The sequence below is a fragment of the Mariniradius saccharolyticus AK6 genome, from assembly GCF_000330725.2.
Lineage (GTDB): Bacteria > Bacteroidota > Bacteroidia > Cytophagales > Cyclobacteriaceae > Mariniradius > Mariniradius saccharolyticus.
In genome coordinates this window covers 246,216-262,042 of sequence record NZ_AMZY02000010.1, presented here as the reverse complement: position 1 = coordinate 262,042, position 15,827 = coordinate 246,216, and the positions used below count along the sequence as shown (strand labels likewise).

Sequence of the window (15,827 nt, the reverse complement as noted above, 5' to 3'; positions counted from 1 at the left end):
AAAATATGTATATGTTGCGTTTCAAAAAAGTGAAAAACCCCTTCGGATTGACTGATTTGCACAGTTTTTCCGAAGGGGTTTAACAAACTCAGGCTCCAAATGGAAGCTTGAAAATCCTTTCTCCCGTGAGTTTGTACATCGCGTTGCACAAAGCAGGAATGTAGGGCGGAACGGGTGGTTCTCCCACGCCGGTTGGCTTTTCCTGGCTTTCCACGATATGCACATGGATTTTTTTCGGGGATTGCGGCATTCGGATGATCTGATAGGTGTCAAAGTTGTTTTGTTTGACCTTGCCATTTTCAAAGGTGATCGCAGATGTCATCACCAAACTCGTCGCGAATTGTGCACCCCCTTCAAACTGTGACCGTATCCTGTCCGTGTTCACCGCCACGCCACAGTCGACGGCGTAGTGGACTTCGGGAATGCTGATTTTTCCGTTGGTATCTTTTTGTACCTTGACGATACAGGCGACATAGGTCAGGAAGCTTTTTTGCGAAGCAAATCCCAAGGACTGGCCCTCGGGAAGCGCATTTCCCCAACCCGCCTCTTTGGCTACCCGCTCGATGACGCGCTTCATCCTGCCTGTGTTCCAAGGGAAAGCATCTATGGGCTCACCGTAGTTTTCATATTTCCCACCTGGCATTTCCTCCGTAAATGTGATATTCCGATCCTCGCCGAGATATTCCAAAGCTTGCTGCACAGGATCTACGCCCCGCGCCTCCGCCAACTCGTCCATCATGCAATTGATGGCGAAGGAATGGTGGATATTGCTCACTGAGCGCAGCCAGCCGATACGGGTATGGGCCTTGGACTCGTGGGTTTCGATTTGGATATGGGGGACGTTGTACGGGAAGTCCGTGCAGCCAAGGCCCAGTTCGCCATCAGAAGGATGGACCTCGTCGGCATTTCCGGTGGCACCAATGGCCGGGAAGACCGTGTGGTGGTTCCAGCCTGAAATCTTGCCGTCTTTGTCGATCGTGGCCTTTATTCGCTGCGCACTCAGGGAATGGTAGAAATCATGGTTCAGATCACATTGCCGTGTCCATTGGACCCTGACAGGTGATTTGGCGGCTTTGGAGAGCAAGGCCGCTTCGACCACAAAGTCAGGCTTCGATTTTCTCCCGAATCCACCACCGAGGAGCGTCACGTTCATTTTGACCTGCTGGTAATCGATGTCCAAGGCAGCGGCCACGGCTTGCCGGGCCCATTGGGGATGCTGCGTAGGCGCCCAGATCTCGACCGTGCCGTCGCCTTTGTAATCAGCGATTGCTGCCGGCGGCTCGATCGTCGAGTGGGCGTAGAATGGAGCTGCATAGGTACGCTCGATGACCTTTGCGGCACCTTGAAGTGCGGTTTTGAAATTGCCGCGCGTTCGTCGGATTTTGCCGTCCTTGGCGGTACTGGCAAGCATTTCTTCGAGCTGGATTTCGGAGTTATAGCTTTGGTTTGGCCCCAGGTCCCACTCAATTTCCAATGCATCAGCGCCTTTGATAGCCGCCCAGGTATTGTCTGCGATGACCGCCAAGCCTTCCAAGGGTTTGTCCAAGCCGGGAGGAATGCCCGCGCCGTCGATTTTCACGACTTGGCTGACACCGGGGATGGCAAGCGTTTTTTCATCCTTGTAGGAAATGACTTTTGCACCAACCACCGGGCTGCGGCGGACGACGGCGATCTTCATGTTTGGAAGATCCACGTCCGCACCAAAGACAGCTTTGCCGGTGGCGATCGCCTTGTTATCATAGATGGCGACATCCTTGCCAATCAGCGTAAAAGTGGAAGGGTCCTTCAACGTCACGGATTCCGGTGCCGGGATGGGTGCATCCTTGACCTTTTCGATCAAGTCCCCAAAATCGATTTTCTTGTTGCTCCCCGCATGGATAACTTGACCGTTTTCAGTGGTGCATTCGGATGCCGGGACGCCCCATTTTTCGGCTGCGGCTGCGACCAGCATATGCTTTGCTGTAGCGCCTGCCTTGCGCATGGGCTCATAAAACATCCGGACGGAAAATGAGCCGTCCGTATTTTGGTTGCCGTACTTTTCCTCGTCTCCCTCGGCCTGTACGATCTTCACCTTGTTCCAGTCAGCACCCAATTCATCCGCGACGATTTGGGGCAAGGAGGTGCGGATACCAGTGCCCATTTCTGAGCGGTGGGCAATGATCGTAACGAGATTGTCCGAGTCGATGCTGAGGTACACATTGGGTGCAAAAGTAAGCAATTCGCCCTTCGGCCCGCTGCATTGGAAATTGACGCCCAATAGAAAGCCGCCGGTGGCCAATGAACCGAGTTTGAGAAAATCACGCCTGGAGGGAATGAACACCTCACTTTTGTTTTGCGGTTCTCTTGTTTTGAACACAGGGATAAAACTTTTCATGGCTTAGCTATTTTGGGAAGCGGTAAGGATGGCATCTTTGATTCGGGTATAGGTGCCGCAACGGCAGAGGTTACCGGCCATGGCCGCCTCGAGGTCCGATTCGGATGGCTTAGGATTCGAGATCAATAGTGCTGCCGCGTTCATGATTTGACCCGATTGGCAATAGCCGCATTGGGGCACGATATGCTCTACCCAGGCTTTCTGCAGTGGGTGATCGCCGTCTTCGGACAGTCCCTCTATGGTGGTGATTTTCTGGTCCCCTACTTGGGAGATCGGGTAGCTGCAGGACCTTACTGCCTCATTGTCGACGAGGACGGTGCAGGCGCCGCAAAGGGCTTGGCCACAGCCGAATTTTGTGCCTTTCATCGCAAGCAGGTCGCGGATGACCCAAAGGAGCGGCATTTCCGGGTCGGCGGTGACATCTTGCTTTTTTCCGTTGACTGTAATCTGAAATGTTTCCATATATTGATTGACAGGGTAAATACAATGGAATTTATGGAATCTAGCGCAGGTTTGGTAGTCCTCAGGGGGAAATTTTCCAAACAGAAAGAGAATTATCTTATGTTGAGCCTGTTCGGCCTTGTATGGCACAAAAAATAAGTACCTGATTATGAATGAAAATAGATGGAAGCTAAGGGGTATGGAATTTTTTTGAGATTGAGGTTTGGAAAAAAACGGTAGTGCTATTACTTTTGCAACACTTTAACCGAAAGCGGTTAGATAAAACTCCTCCTTAGCTCAGTTGGTTAGAGCACATGACTGTTAATCATGGGGTCCTTGGTTCAAGCCCAAGAGGGGGAGCGAAAAGCGGTCATGTGGCCGCTTTTTTGTTTTTATAGCATTTCGAGGGGGTGCTTCGTTTGCTCATTGGTATAATCCCGAATCTGCGGGATTAGTCATGGGGTCCTTGTCCGCGATGGCTATCGGGACAAGCCCAAGAGGGGGAGAGGAAAGCGGTTGAATGACCAATTAGAATTCCGATTCTTTTAAATTAGAGTTTCATTGGCCAGCCTTTTTTCGGTTTTGATAGCTTTTGTGCGAATGCGCTTAGTAGGAAAGATTTTCACACAATTTTGCAAGCAGAGTTTTCCACACTAGTTTAGTGACGATCCTAAAATTGAAAGAATTGGTGCGACTTTGTTTTGAACTTAGGTTCTTTGTTGAAAATTACACCTATGGAAAGACTGCTTATTCTACTTTTATTTTTTGGAACGCCACTAATTGCCTTTGGCCAAAAAAGTCAATTATCTGTCAAACACTCGGTGTCGATGAATCTAAAAGGGCAAGTCCAAGAAGTCAGAAATTATGCATTTGAGCCAGGTGGAAAAGAGAGTGATACAGTAAATCTCGTCCCATACGATTTTTTTGGGATGCTAAATTTCATCGTGCAATTTGATCGTCAAGGATGGAAGGTCAAGAAAATTGATTTAAAACTACATGATAGTAAACTTGTTCCATCCGCAACTTGGTCCTATCGCTATGACTCGTTACATCGATTAATCGAAGAAACGTACATCTTCAAATCCATTGATCAGACAGATACCGCAAGCTTTCATTATTTGTATCCAAGTACAAACCATACTACGATTATTGAAAAGCGAAACAGTGAAATGAGGATGGCCTATCATCACAAGCTGGAAAACCGTACGGAGGAGGTTACTACAGTTAACAGCGACAGCTCCTATATCGCTAGGAAGTATTTTCAATTTGACGAACAGGAGCGGATAATCAAGGTGGAAGACTATGGTAACGAATCAAGGCTAAGGAACCTTACAATTAATTTTTTTGGAAGCGATTCTTACAGAAACCCGGCGAAGGTTTTGGAGACCGATCTACGGACAGGAAAAACATTTTTGTCTGAAAACGAGCTTGATGTGTTTGGGAATGTAGTTGGAAAAAAAATAAGTTCCGTTGAAAGCGGTGAATCAAGAACAACAACTTTTACTTATTCTTATGATGAACTGGGTAATTGGATAGAGCAAAAAGAATTCATAGATGGAGTCCTTAGAAAAGTCTTTAAGCGTGAAATAGTCTATTATGAAGATTAAGGTTTCAATTTGACCTGTTGTATATTCTCCAATGCTTATGCACACGTATGGATTCGATAACGTGAAACTATATAGAAGTAAGGACTGGAATACTGATAAACGTATCACATATGCCTACCTACCACAACAAAATCTTCAGGCCCGTGCAAAACACGGGGAATGGTGAAACCTCCTCCGAGACACGCTTCCACTACCAGCAGTCAGGCAATATCCTCAGTGCGGCATACCAAGGAGGAAGAATCATCCAAGGTCATCTGCTAGGCTTAGTGGATGAAAGCGGCTGTATCGATATGGTGTACCACCAAATCAATGATAGGGGCGAAATCATGACGGGCAAGTGCCATTCCATCCCCGAAATCCTTCCCAATGGCAAAATTCGGCTGCATGAAAAATGGGCCTGGACTTCCGGAGATATGTCGGAAGGATATTCGGTGATAGAGGAGGTGTAGGGATTGAATCCTTTCCGAGAGTATTTTGAGTTGTTTATTCCGATATGATCCATGAAGCTTGGGAATGGCGATTGGTCAATCCCGGTTGCCTCCGGAGTTCTTCATTTGTTTTCCATGATTTTTGTGAATATGGTTTAAAAATATCATGATAATTGTAAGTATTACTTACAATTATCATGATATTTGTAAGTAAAATTTGAGCTATGTTTGTAAGAAAGCAAGTCTTGGAGGGTTCTGGAAATGAGAGCTTATTCCTTTGGGGCGCACGTCAGACAGGGAAAAGTACCTTGTTGAAGAGTCTTTTTCCTAATGCGTTATGGTTCGATTTATTATTGTCTGACACTTTTTTGAGGTATCAATCCGAACCACAGCAGTTTCGACAGGCTGTATTGGCGAGTGGCAATACTGTTCCAGTCGTTGTCGATGAAATACAGAAAATTCCAGCTTTGTTGGATGAAATCCACTGGCTGATCGTAAACCATTCGGTGAGGTTTATCCTAAGCGGCTCAAGCCCTAGAAAGATCATTCGAGCCGGAAACAATCTGTTAGGAGGGAGGGCGCTTAGGTATGAACTGTATCCGCTCATTCACGCTGAAATCCCCGATTTTGAATTGTTGAGGGCCTTAAACAACGGGCTGTTGCCGCGCCACTATTTGTCGGAAAACCCTAAAAAATTGATTGAAGCGTACATTGGGAATTACCTAAAGGACGAAATTTTGGCTGAAGCGAAGATTCGGAATATAAATGCCTTTACGCAGTTTCTCGAAGCTGCTGCTTTCTCCAACGGCGAGATCGTCAACTACTCCAATATTGCTACCGAATGTGGTGTTAGCCATAATACTGTTAAAGAGTATTTCCAGATCTTGGAAGACACTTTATTGGGCCGTTTTTTGCCTTCATTTCAAAAAAAGCCCAAGCGCAGGGTAATTTTGGCTCCAAAGTTTTACTACTTTGATTTGGGCATCGTCAACAAGCTTCTGAAACGGGGTAGAATAGAGGCTAAAAGTGAGTCTTTTGGACATGCTTTTGAGCATTTTATTTACCAGGAGTTACATGCACACAGTAAGTATTCTGAAAAGGACTATATGATTTCTTATTGGCGTACTACTTCTCAGTTCGAGGTTGATTTTATACTCGGCGACCATGAGGTGGCAATAGAAGTGAAAGGGACGGACAATGTACAGCCGAGGCATTTGAAAGGGTTAAAGAGCTTTTCAGAGGAATATTCCGTAAAAAAGCTGATCGTAGTAAGTGACGATCCATTGGAAAGGAAAGCTGGGGACATTTCTATCGTTCCTTGGAAAATATTCTTGGAGCGGCTTTGGCAGGGAGAGATTATTTGAAAAAAGCTTACTCGTCCACATTCTGGTTCTTGGATATTGCTCATCCAAATTCTGTGCGTTTCCAAGTCGGCCTTAAAAACTTTCCCCAAACACCAAAAAACAAAGCCGCACGGAAATCCCGCGCGGCTTTCTCAGATGGAAAGGGCTTTTTTTTAGAACCTCAAGCCAAATGTGGTATAGAACGTCCGCCCGTCGGCTGGCATTAGGCCCGGTCCGGGATAGCCGCCCGCCCTGCGCGTAAAATAGCGCTCGTCGGTCAGGTTATTGATACCTGCTTTGAGGGTATATCGCTTTTTGAAGATATAGCTGGCGGACAGATCTTGGACCTTATAGGCAGGGATAAGACCGGTCGTTGCTGCCGCATTGGGCGTCACGGTGTTGGAGGCATCCGCAAACGTCTCACCAATGTCACTCAGTTGCCAGGTCATCGAGAAGGTTCTGAATCTATAGGTCGCACCGTAGCGGTTGATTTTTCTTGGGGCATTTTCGACTTGGTTGCCTTTCAGGTTGCTTTCGACCAATTGTCCATTTACCAAGCTTGTGGTCAGGAAATCCTGGTAAGTGGCATCCACAAAGGCAAGTGAAGCAAAGAAATGGAGGAAACCATACCGTGATGTTTTGAAAATGGCCGTCACAGGATCAAACTCAAGATAGCCTTCAAAGCCCTTACTTACGGATTCACCCAAGTTGGTGCGGAACTGATAGCTTTGTCCGGCCTGGTCGAGTTGGGTGATGGTGCCGATGCGGTTGGCGTAGTTCAGGTGGAAGTAGCTGAGGTCAAAGTTGAAAACCGTCCCGATATTGCCGCGGTATCCGAAGTCAAAGTTGTAACCCCGTGCATCCTGCAGATTGGGGTCAATCACGTCTGTAGTGGCAGGAGGAGTCAGGTCCGAAATCAACACCGGCCTGTATGCTTGGGAAAGATTCGAGTACAGTTCCGTTGTCGGAGTGATGTGGTATTCTGCCCCTAGTCCGCCAATGACAAATGACCTGGTTCTCGTTACCGGGTCCATGAAAATCGGGACTCCATTGCTCACCGAAAACTGTCCTTTGTTTTCTGACTGGATTTGCTCCAGTCTGAGGCCCGCTGTCAGGAGGAATTTTTCCGAAAACCGGAATATGTTCTCCGCAAATGCAGCCAAGTTTGTGTTTCGGAAATCCAAATCCCGTGGATAGGATGTACCGGGAAGCAAATCGAAGTTCATGTCCGTGCCGTTATCACCAACCCCAGATTGTACCCTGTCGATCTTCCCGTTGAAATATCTCAAACCTGTCGCAAGCGTATTCTTGAATCCAAAAAGGGAATGCTCGGTCGTCATGCGGAGTTCAGAACCATAGGTAGTGTAAAAATCCCTGTCCACCTGACGGTTGCCAAAGTCATCCTCGATATTGATTGCCTTCATGAAACCGATGCTGTTGCGCTCGGCAATCGTCGCAAATACCTTCCAATCCAATTTGGTAGCAGGCGAGACGATATATTGGGCGGAAAATGAAGGTACAAACCATGGCGTGCTGAACCAGTTTCTGCTTCGGGTACTTTGGCGGGAGTCCTGATTGAACTGCGCATCGGTTAATCCGCCTGGCTGTTGACTCTCCGTGGTCATATAGGTCGCTTCAAAGCCAAGTCTAAGTCTGTTGCTGGCTGCATAACTGACTTCCAAATGGGCGTGGTCGGTATTGAAATAACCATTTTCCCTCCATCCCTGGCCAATTCTTTTTTGGTAATAGGCAGTATAGCTCCATTTGCCTTCGGTGCCGCCAATATAGTTGAAGGTGCTAAAAAGACCATTATTGCCGAATGTATTGAGTGTCTCGGCCGTAAAGCGGGTAGATTGGTCCGGTCTTCGCAATACAAAGTTGAGCAGGCCTCCAAACTGCGGTCCGAATTGGAGCGACGAAGCGCCACGAATCACCTCGATTTTTTCCACAACTTCCATCGGCGGAGTGAAATAAGCCTCCGGATAGCCCATCGGGTCGGGCGTGATGTCATAGCCGTTCATGCGCACGTTGAATTCCCAGGATCGGTTTGGGCTAAGTCCCCTTGATGCCACTCCCAATTGGATTCCCGAACCGTCATTTTCCCAGATCGATATCCCTGGTGTACGGCCAAAAATCTGCCGGCTGTTGTTCATCGCAAGATTCGCGTCCAAGTCACGCACACGGATAACCTCGTTCTTCTTTCCGGCATTGATGCGAAAATCCTCGACTTCCGGGAGTTTTTCCTGGCCCAAAATCCCCCGGCTGCTCAACAGTTCAAATGAATCGATCCAAATTGGTTCTTCCGAAAGAACGATTTCAAGCTCTGTGGTTTGTCCCGGAACCAGCACGACCTCCTTAGAACCATCCTCATAGCCCAAATTCATCACCTTGACTGTGTAGGTCCCACTGGGGATGTTGTTCATTACAAAATTCCCATCCGTATTGCTCTGGACTCCCCTTACGGTGCCTACCAGTTGGATCGAAGCATAGGGCAGCGGGTTGTTGTTTTTGTCGGAGATTTTTCCCTTTAGAGCACTTTCCTGTGCCATTCCTATCAGGGGAACTAGGGATAACAGGAGGAATAAGTATATCGCTTTCATCTTGTTTATTTAGACTGAGTTAAAATAGTGATGCAAACATACCGCTTAGAATGATTCTAAACAATCACTATTTTTAAAAAATCTAAATAAACTTACCCCAAAAAGTAGATTTCAAAAATCATATGACAACGGTCATGAAATCACCCGGTTTTTCGGAGTTCGGAAAATATTTTTCATGAAATCAAATGGTTAATCGTTACACCCGGAGGGTAAAAAAGTGCTTGAGAAAGAGTCGTTGGTTCGATCCGTCGCCTAAGGATAATTGCCCGCGAGTTCCAAGGCCCGGGTAGTCGTATGGTATTTTACCAACATATTGGGGACCTCCCAAGCGGGCATTTTTCCTTCTAGGAAATACTCCAGAAACTTTTCTGTCACTTGGGCAAAATGTGCCTCATGTCCGACATGGTATTCGTCGGGAATCAAAATCTGATGTTCGCCGTTTGACTGTTTTTCCAAGTCAAGTCCGGGATACCTCGTCTGCAAGGCGATTCGAATGGCATCCTTCAGCGCTTTCTCCTGTCCCTCAAGTAGCCTGATATATAAAGTTGGCTTGAAGGCTTGTTCGGGGCCCTGCCGAATGATGAGTTCGGCTTTGCTGCCCCGCATGATGCTAAAATGCGTGTCTCCGCCACCTTCCGGAGCCTGAAAATCCCAAGTCACGCTGACCTTTGCATGCTTACCGCGGAGGGTGTAGTGCAATTCCCCGTTGCCGAACACCTGCAATGTATCACCTTGAAGGTCATTTTTCAGGTATTCGGGAAAAGCCGTTTTTCCAGTTACCTGCTGGAATTGCTCAATGGAAAGTGGAGTCGGCCATCTTTTGGCTGAAAGCATTTGTACATCTGCAGTGTCCAAAGTTTGCTCCGGGAAAGCCGCCCATTGGATCAAATCCACCAAATGGGTCGTGACATCTACCAAGCCTTCACCTTGCTTCCTGACATCGAAGAACCAGTCCGGCCGGACCAAGGGCTTTCCCGAAACTTGCTTGTAAAAATGATGCACACTCTCCTTGGTAATGGCAGGCTCCTCCAAAGTGCCTTCAACCAGCTCGCCGAATACCTCGGGATTCATCGATAACTCCCGCTGCAACATCGAAGCAATCTCAAAGCGCTCCGTCATGATGTCGTAGAGCAGCAAGTCCTTTTGGGCTGCCAAGACAAAGGCTTCCCGTAATTTCCCATATCCTTCCCGATTGATTACCAATGGTTTATCAGCATAGACATGGATGCCATTTTGGATTGCTGCCATGATGTAGTCAATCTTTTGGTCGTTTTTCCCCGCAACTACCATGACATTCCCTGGTTTTTGGGAAATCATTTTGTACAAAAAATCAGTGCCTACGTATGCTTCAATTTTCCATGCTGTGGGATTCTGAGGCTGGGAATTGTAGCTGTCGATCCTCCCAAGATAATCCTTGAGTTCGTCGCCTGCAGGAGCAAAGACATAGACGGTCGAATCCACGTGGGGATACATGGACTTGTGGATGAGTGCTGCGTGAAAATGTCCCGGATTAAGGGACATAAAGGTAATCTTGCGTTTGTCGGCCATGGTCTCTTCCTTTGGCTGCACACAACCAATGATAAGTAAAAGGGAAAATGCGATAATACACCTCATCAAGTTCAATTTTCCTGATTAGACTTTGACAAAATCCGTCCCATAAGGAGCTCGTTGGGATCTGCTGAGATGGGAATTTGCTTCATCGTCATTGACAAACTTTTCGGTTTTTGTATCCCATTCGAGTCTTTTTCCTACTTTCATCGCCACGTGGCTGACCAGGCACACCGAGCAAGAGCGATGGCCGATTTCGATCGGGGAGATAGGTTCCTTTCCCGTTTGGATGCATTCCAGCCAATTTCCGTGTTGGTCTGCACTCTTATAAAGATGGATTTCACTGGGCCCGATCACGGATTCCAATAGCCTTGGATCAGAGGCGTCTAATGCTTTTGAACTCTTGTCTTTGGCAACCGGGTCGCTAGCAGAAGCCACATAATCGCCCCGGGAGACCCATATCCAACCTTCCGTACCCTCGTACCGAATGCCGTTGGGGAAGCCGCCGCTCGTGAGCATGGTGACGCCATTTTCGTATTCGGCCTTGACCATAAAATCGCCGTGGACATTCCAAAATCCGAACTTGGGGAATTCCGCGACCGCTTCTATAAAACGTGGTCCGGTGAGTTCGGTATCCATGCCCCATGCCGCCGAGTCAAAATGGTGCTGTCCCCAGCCTGTGATCATGCCCGCACCGTAATTCTCATGTCGCAGCCAACCAGGACGATCGTATCCTTCCTGCGGGTGCACGCCGATTTCGGAGTAGGGCAATTCCGGCGTGGACCCTAGCCACATGTCAAAATTCAGGTTTTTCGGAACAGGCATCGGACTGGCCTTGGGCCCTGAAGGATCGCCCGGAAGCCCGATACGGACTGTATGCAATTTTCCGATCCTGCCGTTCCTGACCAGTTCGGCGGCAATACGAAACTGAGGACTGGACCGCTGCTGGGTACCCAACTGCAGGACTACTCCGGATTTCTTCACCACTTCCGTCAATTGACGGCCTTCTTTGATGGTGAGGGAAGTCGGTTTTTGAAGGTAGATGTGTTTTCCAGCCAAAGCTGCTTCCATGGCCGGTTGGGAATGCCAATGGTCAGGTGTACTGATGATCACGGCGTCGATGTCTTTGTCCAACAGCATTTCCCGGTAATCTCCATATTGCTTGACGTCGAGATAAGGCTTCCCCATTTTTTGGGTGTAATGAGCCTCGATCAAGGCTTTTCCTTCCGCCATCCTTTTGCTGTCCACATCCGAAACTGCTACGATGCGGGCCATATCATGTGCCCAGGTTCCGGGAAGGTCGTGTGACCGTGCGATCCTTCCGCAGCCAATTTGGCCGATATTGATCTTATTGCTGGGGGCATTTTTACCGAATACCGAAGCGGGGAAAATGGTCGGGAAACCCAAGGCGGTACCTGCCAATGCGGTGGTTTTGATAAATTCTCTTCGTTTCATGAGGTTTGAACCTTGGGTTTTTTATCGTGCTGCAAATGTTTTCCAATAACTCTCCGCTTCCGTCGCGGTCATTTTACCGTCAAAGACGATCATGCGGTACTTTAAAGTATTTGTCTTGCCGGGGAGGATTTCCCAAGCTTGGAGGCGGATGGGACAGAACTCTAGGAAGACATTTTCCTTGCCCCCGTTTGAGTCTTCCGGCCATACCCGCATGGGTTCGGGATGGGCGCGGTTTTCGGGATGGCTGAGAAAAAGGATTCCACTTTCCCCGGAAGGGTCGTCGGAAACCCCATACACCATCACCCATTTGGCATAGCTGCCATCGGCGGTTTTCCGGTCTTTGCCATCGGAGGTAAGGATATGACTGTTGCTTGCATCCCATCTTGCCGTCGCCCGGAAGCCGATTCCACCACCGTACCTGTAGGCTTCCAAGACCACGGGAGTTTTCAGGGGAGTGGAAATTTCCGTGGTATAGTCCACGGCATACCTGTTTTGCTCCATATTCCAAACGCGGATGCCGAGATCTTCCTCGATGGCGACTTGGGCGCCGTTCGGAGCAAGGAGATCGGTGTGTTTTTGTCGGACGAGGATCTCGGCGTTATCCTTTTTTTCTTTTTTGGAGATCAAACGGTCAAAATCCACCCGGCCTTTTCCGTCTCCCAAATTCCAAAAATCCACCTCCCGTCCTTCTACCAAGGTCTTTGTCCAAGGGCCCCAAATGCCATAGTGGTGGTAGTGGTCAGGTGGCTGTATGCGGGTGAGTTCCTGACCGGAAGGGGAAAAAAGCGGATGGATAAAGCCGGACTTTCTGAATTCAGCTTTTACGCCCTCGGGCACCTCAGCCGTAGATGTTTGGTAGGTCAACAAGACTTTTCCGCCTGATAGGAAATCGACTCCTGTTTTGGTCTCACGCAAACGGATTTGCTGGGAAAATGAACTTATACAAATCATGAATAAAAGCGGAATCGCGGCGGTAAGTCTTTTTGGGACCATCAGTTTGGATTGAGTTTATCGACGGAATAATTTATGCAAAAAAATCCGATTCGATTGAGGTCTTTTCCATTTCGGGAATGATGGTCTTTCGAATCCTCCCACAACCGTCCAATTGCCTTTCAAAAACCGAAAATTCGGATATCTTCGCTATTGCTATCCTTTAAAGATAAAGTCCATCTTTATTGATCGCGTTTTTCATCTTTGAAATACCAATGCTATGAAATCCAAAATCACAAGAAGAAACGCTCTCCAGGCTCTCGGTTTGGGGACTTTGGGCGCAAGTGTTCTACCCCTTGCCTGTACCAACCCTAAAACTGAACCCTTGCAAGCCAAAACTCCCATCTTGCGATTTGCCCATGTGACAGATATGCATATTGAGCCGGGAGTTGGTGCCGAGGAAGGGGTCAAGAGATGTTTTGACCATATTCTAAACAAGGAACAGCCGATCGATTTTTTTGTGAACGGCGGCGACCTCATCATGGATGCATTGGGAAAGGATGAAGCGGAAACAGAAGCCCAATGGGCCGTGTGGCGAAAAATCCGTGCCGCCTATCCAGATCTGAAGATTTACCACTGCATCGGTAACCATGACGTTTGGGGCAAAACTCCCCACGAGGAGCCTTTCCCGGGGAAGGCTTGGGTGATGCGGGAACATGGTATGGAAATGCCTTATTACACCTTCGAATCCAAAGGCTGGCATTTCATAGTCCTCGACAGTACGCACAAGAAGGAGGATGGCACTTGGTACACCGCCAAACTGGATACAGCGCAGGCAGCATGGCTCGAGCAAACGCTGCAATCCATACCCGCGGAGAAGCCGATTTTGATTGTTTCCCATATTCCAATCTTGGGCGCGACCCCATTTTTGGATGGCAACAATGCCGAAACGGGCAATTGGATCGTACCAGGAGCCTGGATGCACATCGATGCCAAGCCTTTGATCAATTTGTTTTTCAAACACAAAAACGTGAAGGCCTGCATCAGCGGGCATATCCATTTGGTGGAATCACTCCTCTACCAAAACATCCATTATCACTGCAGCGGGGCCGTATCCGGAAATTGGTGGAGCGACGAGCCCTATGAAAACACCAACAAAGGCTATGGGCTTTTTGAGCTGTTTGAAGATGGTTCACATACGTTCAAGTATGTGGAGTTTGACAATCCGAGCTAGTATGAAGCGACATTCCCAAGCCGCCGTTTATATTTTGATTCATGAAGGATGTTTTAATTGAAATTTGATAAATTGGGACCTATGGAAACATTCCCGAGTATATTCAATGATGTCGTGGGGCCTGTCATGAGAGGACCTTCAAGTTCCCATTGCGCTGCTTCCCTAAGGATCGGGCGCATATGCCATGACCTGATGGACGGCCAAATTTCTTCGATAGAAATTGACTTCGACCCCAATGGCTCTTTGGCCACCACCCACAAAGACCAAGGTTCCGACATGGGACTTTTCGGAGGATTTCTGGGCTGGGAGGCTTATGACGAGCGCTTGGTCCATTCCGAACAGCATTTGGGTGCTGCTGGCATTCAGGCGAAAATCAACATCAAGGATATTCAGGCAGAACACCCTAACACCTATAAAATCACCCTGACCAACCCATGGGAAAGCCATCAGGTAATCGCCATTTCCACCGGGGGTGGAATGATTGAGGTCATTGAGATTGACGGAACAAAAGTGTCCATGGCCGGGGATAGCTATGTGACTTTGGTTTTTGCCGACGATCCGGTCGGCATTCAAAAATACTTGGAAAAAACCGGGGACTGTGCAGATTGGGACATCATTGTCGACGAAAGGCCATTCGTCGAAATCAGGTCGAGGGAATCCTTGGACACGAACCTCATCCAAGACCTGCTTGCGCTCGAAACGGTAAGGAGCGCAAAACAAATCAGGCCTGTATTGCCAATCCTTTCAGTCAAGAATCAAACCGTTCCCTTCATCACTTGTGAAGAAATGTTGGCCTACAATCAGGACAAGGGGCTCAGCCTTTGGGAGTTGGCAGTACGGTACGAAAGCATGCGGGGCAATATCTCCGAAGCGGAAGTCCTTTCCAAAATGGAGGATATCCGGATAATCCTGAAAAATGCAGTCGAAACGGGATTGAAGGGAACCCACTTCGAAGACAGGATCTTGGGTCCACAGTCGGTCAAGTTCAAGTCGATGGTGGAGGACAGGAAGTTGGTCGCTGCGGACGTACTGAACAAGATCATCATGTATGTGTCCGCGATCATGGAGGTCAAGAGCTCCATGGGCGTGATTGTGGCGGCGCCGACCGCAGGATCCTGTGGGGCCATGCCGGGCTCGGTTTTGGCTGTGGCGGACACTCTTGGACTTTCTGACGAAGAAACAGTAAAGGCCTTGATGGTTGCCGGACTGATCGGCGTATTCATTGCGGCGCATTCCACTTTTGCTGCTGAAGTCGGAGGTTGCCAAGCCGAATGCGGTTCCGGTTCCTGCATGGCAGCGGCGGCGATCGTCAGTCTTGCGGGAGGGAGCTTGCAGCAAAGCCTATCCGCGGCATCCATGGCTTTGCAGAGTTCTTTGGGTATGATTTGTGACCCGATTGGCAACCGGGTGGAAGCCCCATGCCTCAACAGAAACGTCATGGCAGCTTCCAATGCACTCTCCTGCGCCAATATGGCCATGGCAGATTATGACCACCTGATTCCGCTCGACGAAGTCATCGAAACCATGTATGTGGTTGGTAACAGCATCCCCAATACCCTCAGGTGCACCAATCTAGGCGGACTTTCCATCACCAAGACTGCCAAGGAAATTGAGGCTCGACTCGGTCAGAAGCAGTTTTTTAAAAGTTGTTAGACAAAAAAGAGAGTGGAGGCACAAAGCTGGAATGCTATTTTTTGAGATCAAATGTCTTATTGGTCTCGTCCTCTGTTGGCATTGACTCGCCATACGTGATACCGGGTCTCTGCTTTTCAATCCTCCATCAACCTATTTGCAGATTCCTCATTCAACACTCAAAGCCCCAGTATTCGATTGGGCTTTTCCTTGGCCAAAAGTCGCCTCGAACTGC

The 15,827-nt window shown here is 48.3% G+C and carries 11 protein-coding genes and 1 tRNA gene; 6 read left to right on the top strand and 6 right to left on the bottom strand.

Annotation, left to right across the window (positions count from 1 at the left end; genetic code table 11):
* Positions 1 to 88: 88 nt before the first annotated feature.
* Positions 89 to 2,374: a xanthine dehydrogenase family protein molybdopterin-binding subunit gene (locus C943_RS10335; RefSeq protein ID WP_008627384.1), complete on the bottom strand. Its 2,286-nt coding sequence runs from the start codon at positions 2,372 to 2,374 to the stop codon at positions 89 to 91.
* Positions 2,375 to 2,377: 3 nt separating this feature from the next.
* Positions 2,378 to 2,836: a (2Fe-2S)-binding protein gene (locus tag C943_RS10330; RefSeq protein ID WP_008627382.1), complete on the bottom strand. Its 459-nt coding sequence runs from the start codon at positions 2,834 to 2,836 to the stop codon at positions 2,378 to 2,380.
* A 265-nt stretch (positions 2,837 to 3,101) separates the two neighbouring features.
* On the opposite strand from C943_RS10330, the gene C943_RS10325 reads away from it, so the two are divergent.
* The 4 genes from C943_RS10325 to C943_RS10310 all read left to right on the top strand — a co-directional run bounded on the left by C943_RS10325 (position 3,102) and on the right by C943_RS10310 (position 6,214).
* Positions 3,102 to 3,175 (top strand) — tRNA-Asn (locus C943_RS10325).
* A gap of 374 nt (positions 3,176 to 3,549) precedes the next feature.
* The gene (locus C943_RS10320; protein WP_008627380.1) at positions 3,550 to 4,422 is read left to right on the top strand and encodes a hypothetical protein; all 873 of its coding nucleotides are present in this window, start codon (positions 3,550 to 3,552) and stop codon (positions 4,420 to 4,422) included.
* A 110-nt stretch (positions 4,423 to 4,532) separates the two neighbouring features.
* Complete coding sequence (locus tag C943_RS10315; protein ID WP_008627372.1) at positions 4,533 to 4,871, top strand: avidin-fold protein; 339 nt, start codon at positions 4,533 to 4,535, stop codon at positions 4,869 to 4,871.
* A gap of 203 nt (positions 4,872 to 5,074) precedes the next feature.
* Positions 5,075 to 6,214 (top strand): ATP-binding protein, encoded by a 1,140-nt coding sequence (locus C943_RS10310; RefSeq protein WP_008627369.1) that lies wholly within the window; start codon positions 5,075 to 5,077, stop codon positions 6,212 to 6,214.
* Positions 6,215 to 6,366: 152 nt separating this feature from the next.
* On the opposite strand, the gene C943_RS10305 is transcribed toward C943_RS10310, so the two are convergent.
* The 4 genes from C943_RS10305 to C943_RS10290 all read right to left on the bottom strand — a co-directional run bounded on the left by C943_RS10305 (position 6,367) and on the right by C943_RS10290 (position 12,789).
* On the bottom strand, positions 6,367 to 8,793 hold the full coding sequence (locus C943_RS10305) for a TonB-dependent receptor (protein WP_008627367.1): 2,427 nt from the start codon (positions 8,791 to 8,793) through the stop codon (positions 6,367 to 6,369).
* Between the two features lie 252 nt (positions 8,794 to 9,045).
* Entirely contained in the window at positions 9,046 to 10,407 is a 1,362-nt protein-coding gene (locus tag C943_RS10300; protein WP_008627365.1) for a putative oxidoreductase C-terminal domain-containing protein, read from the bottom strand.
* An 18-nt stretch (positions 10,408 to 10,425) separates the two neighbouring features.
* Positions 10,426 to 11,796 (bottom strand): Gfo/Idh/MocA family protein, encoded by a 1,371-nt coding sequence (locus C943_RS10295; protein WP_008627363.1) that lies wholly within the window; start codon positions 11,794 to 11,796, stop codon positions 10,426 to 10,428.
* A 21-nt stretch (positions 11,797 to 11,817) separates the two neighbouring features.
* Positions 11,818 to 12,789, bottom strand: a complete 972-nt coding sequence (locus C943_RS10290) for a DUF6807 domain-containing protein (RefSeq protein WP_008627361.1) — start codon at positions 12,787 to 12,789, stop codon at positions 11,818 to 11,820.
* A 217-nt stretch (positions 12,790 to 13,006) separates the two neighbouring features.
* Here C943_RS10290 and C943_RS10285 point away from each other — a divergent pair, with 217 nt between their 5' ends.
* Together C943_RS10285 and C943_RS10280 are read left to right on the top strand one after the other, a co-directional pair.
* Complete coding sequence (locus C943_RS10285; protein ID WP_008627350.1) at positions 13,007 to 13,960, top strand: metallophosphoesterase family protein; 954 nt, start codon at positions 13,007 to 13,009, stop codon at positions 13,958 to 13,960.
* A gap of 81 nt (positions 13,961 to 14,041) precedes the next feature.
* Positions 14,042 to 15,613: an L-serine ammonia-lyase, iron-sulfur-dependent, subunit alpha gene (locus C943_RS10280; RefSeq protein ID WP_040480318.1), complete on the top strand. Its 1,572-nt coding sequence runs from the start codon at positions 14,042 to 14,044 to the stop codon at positions 15,611 to 15,613.
* Positions 15,614 to 15,827: the final 214 nt, after the last annotated feature.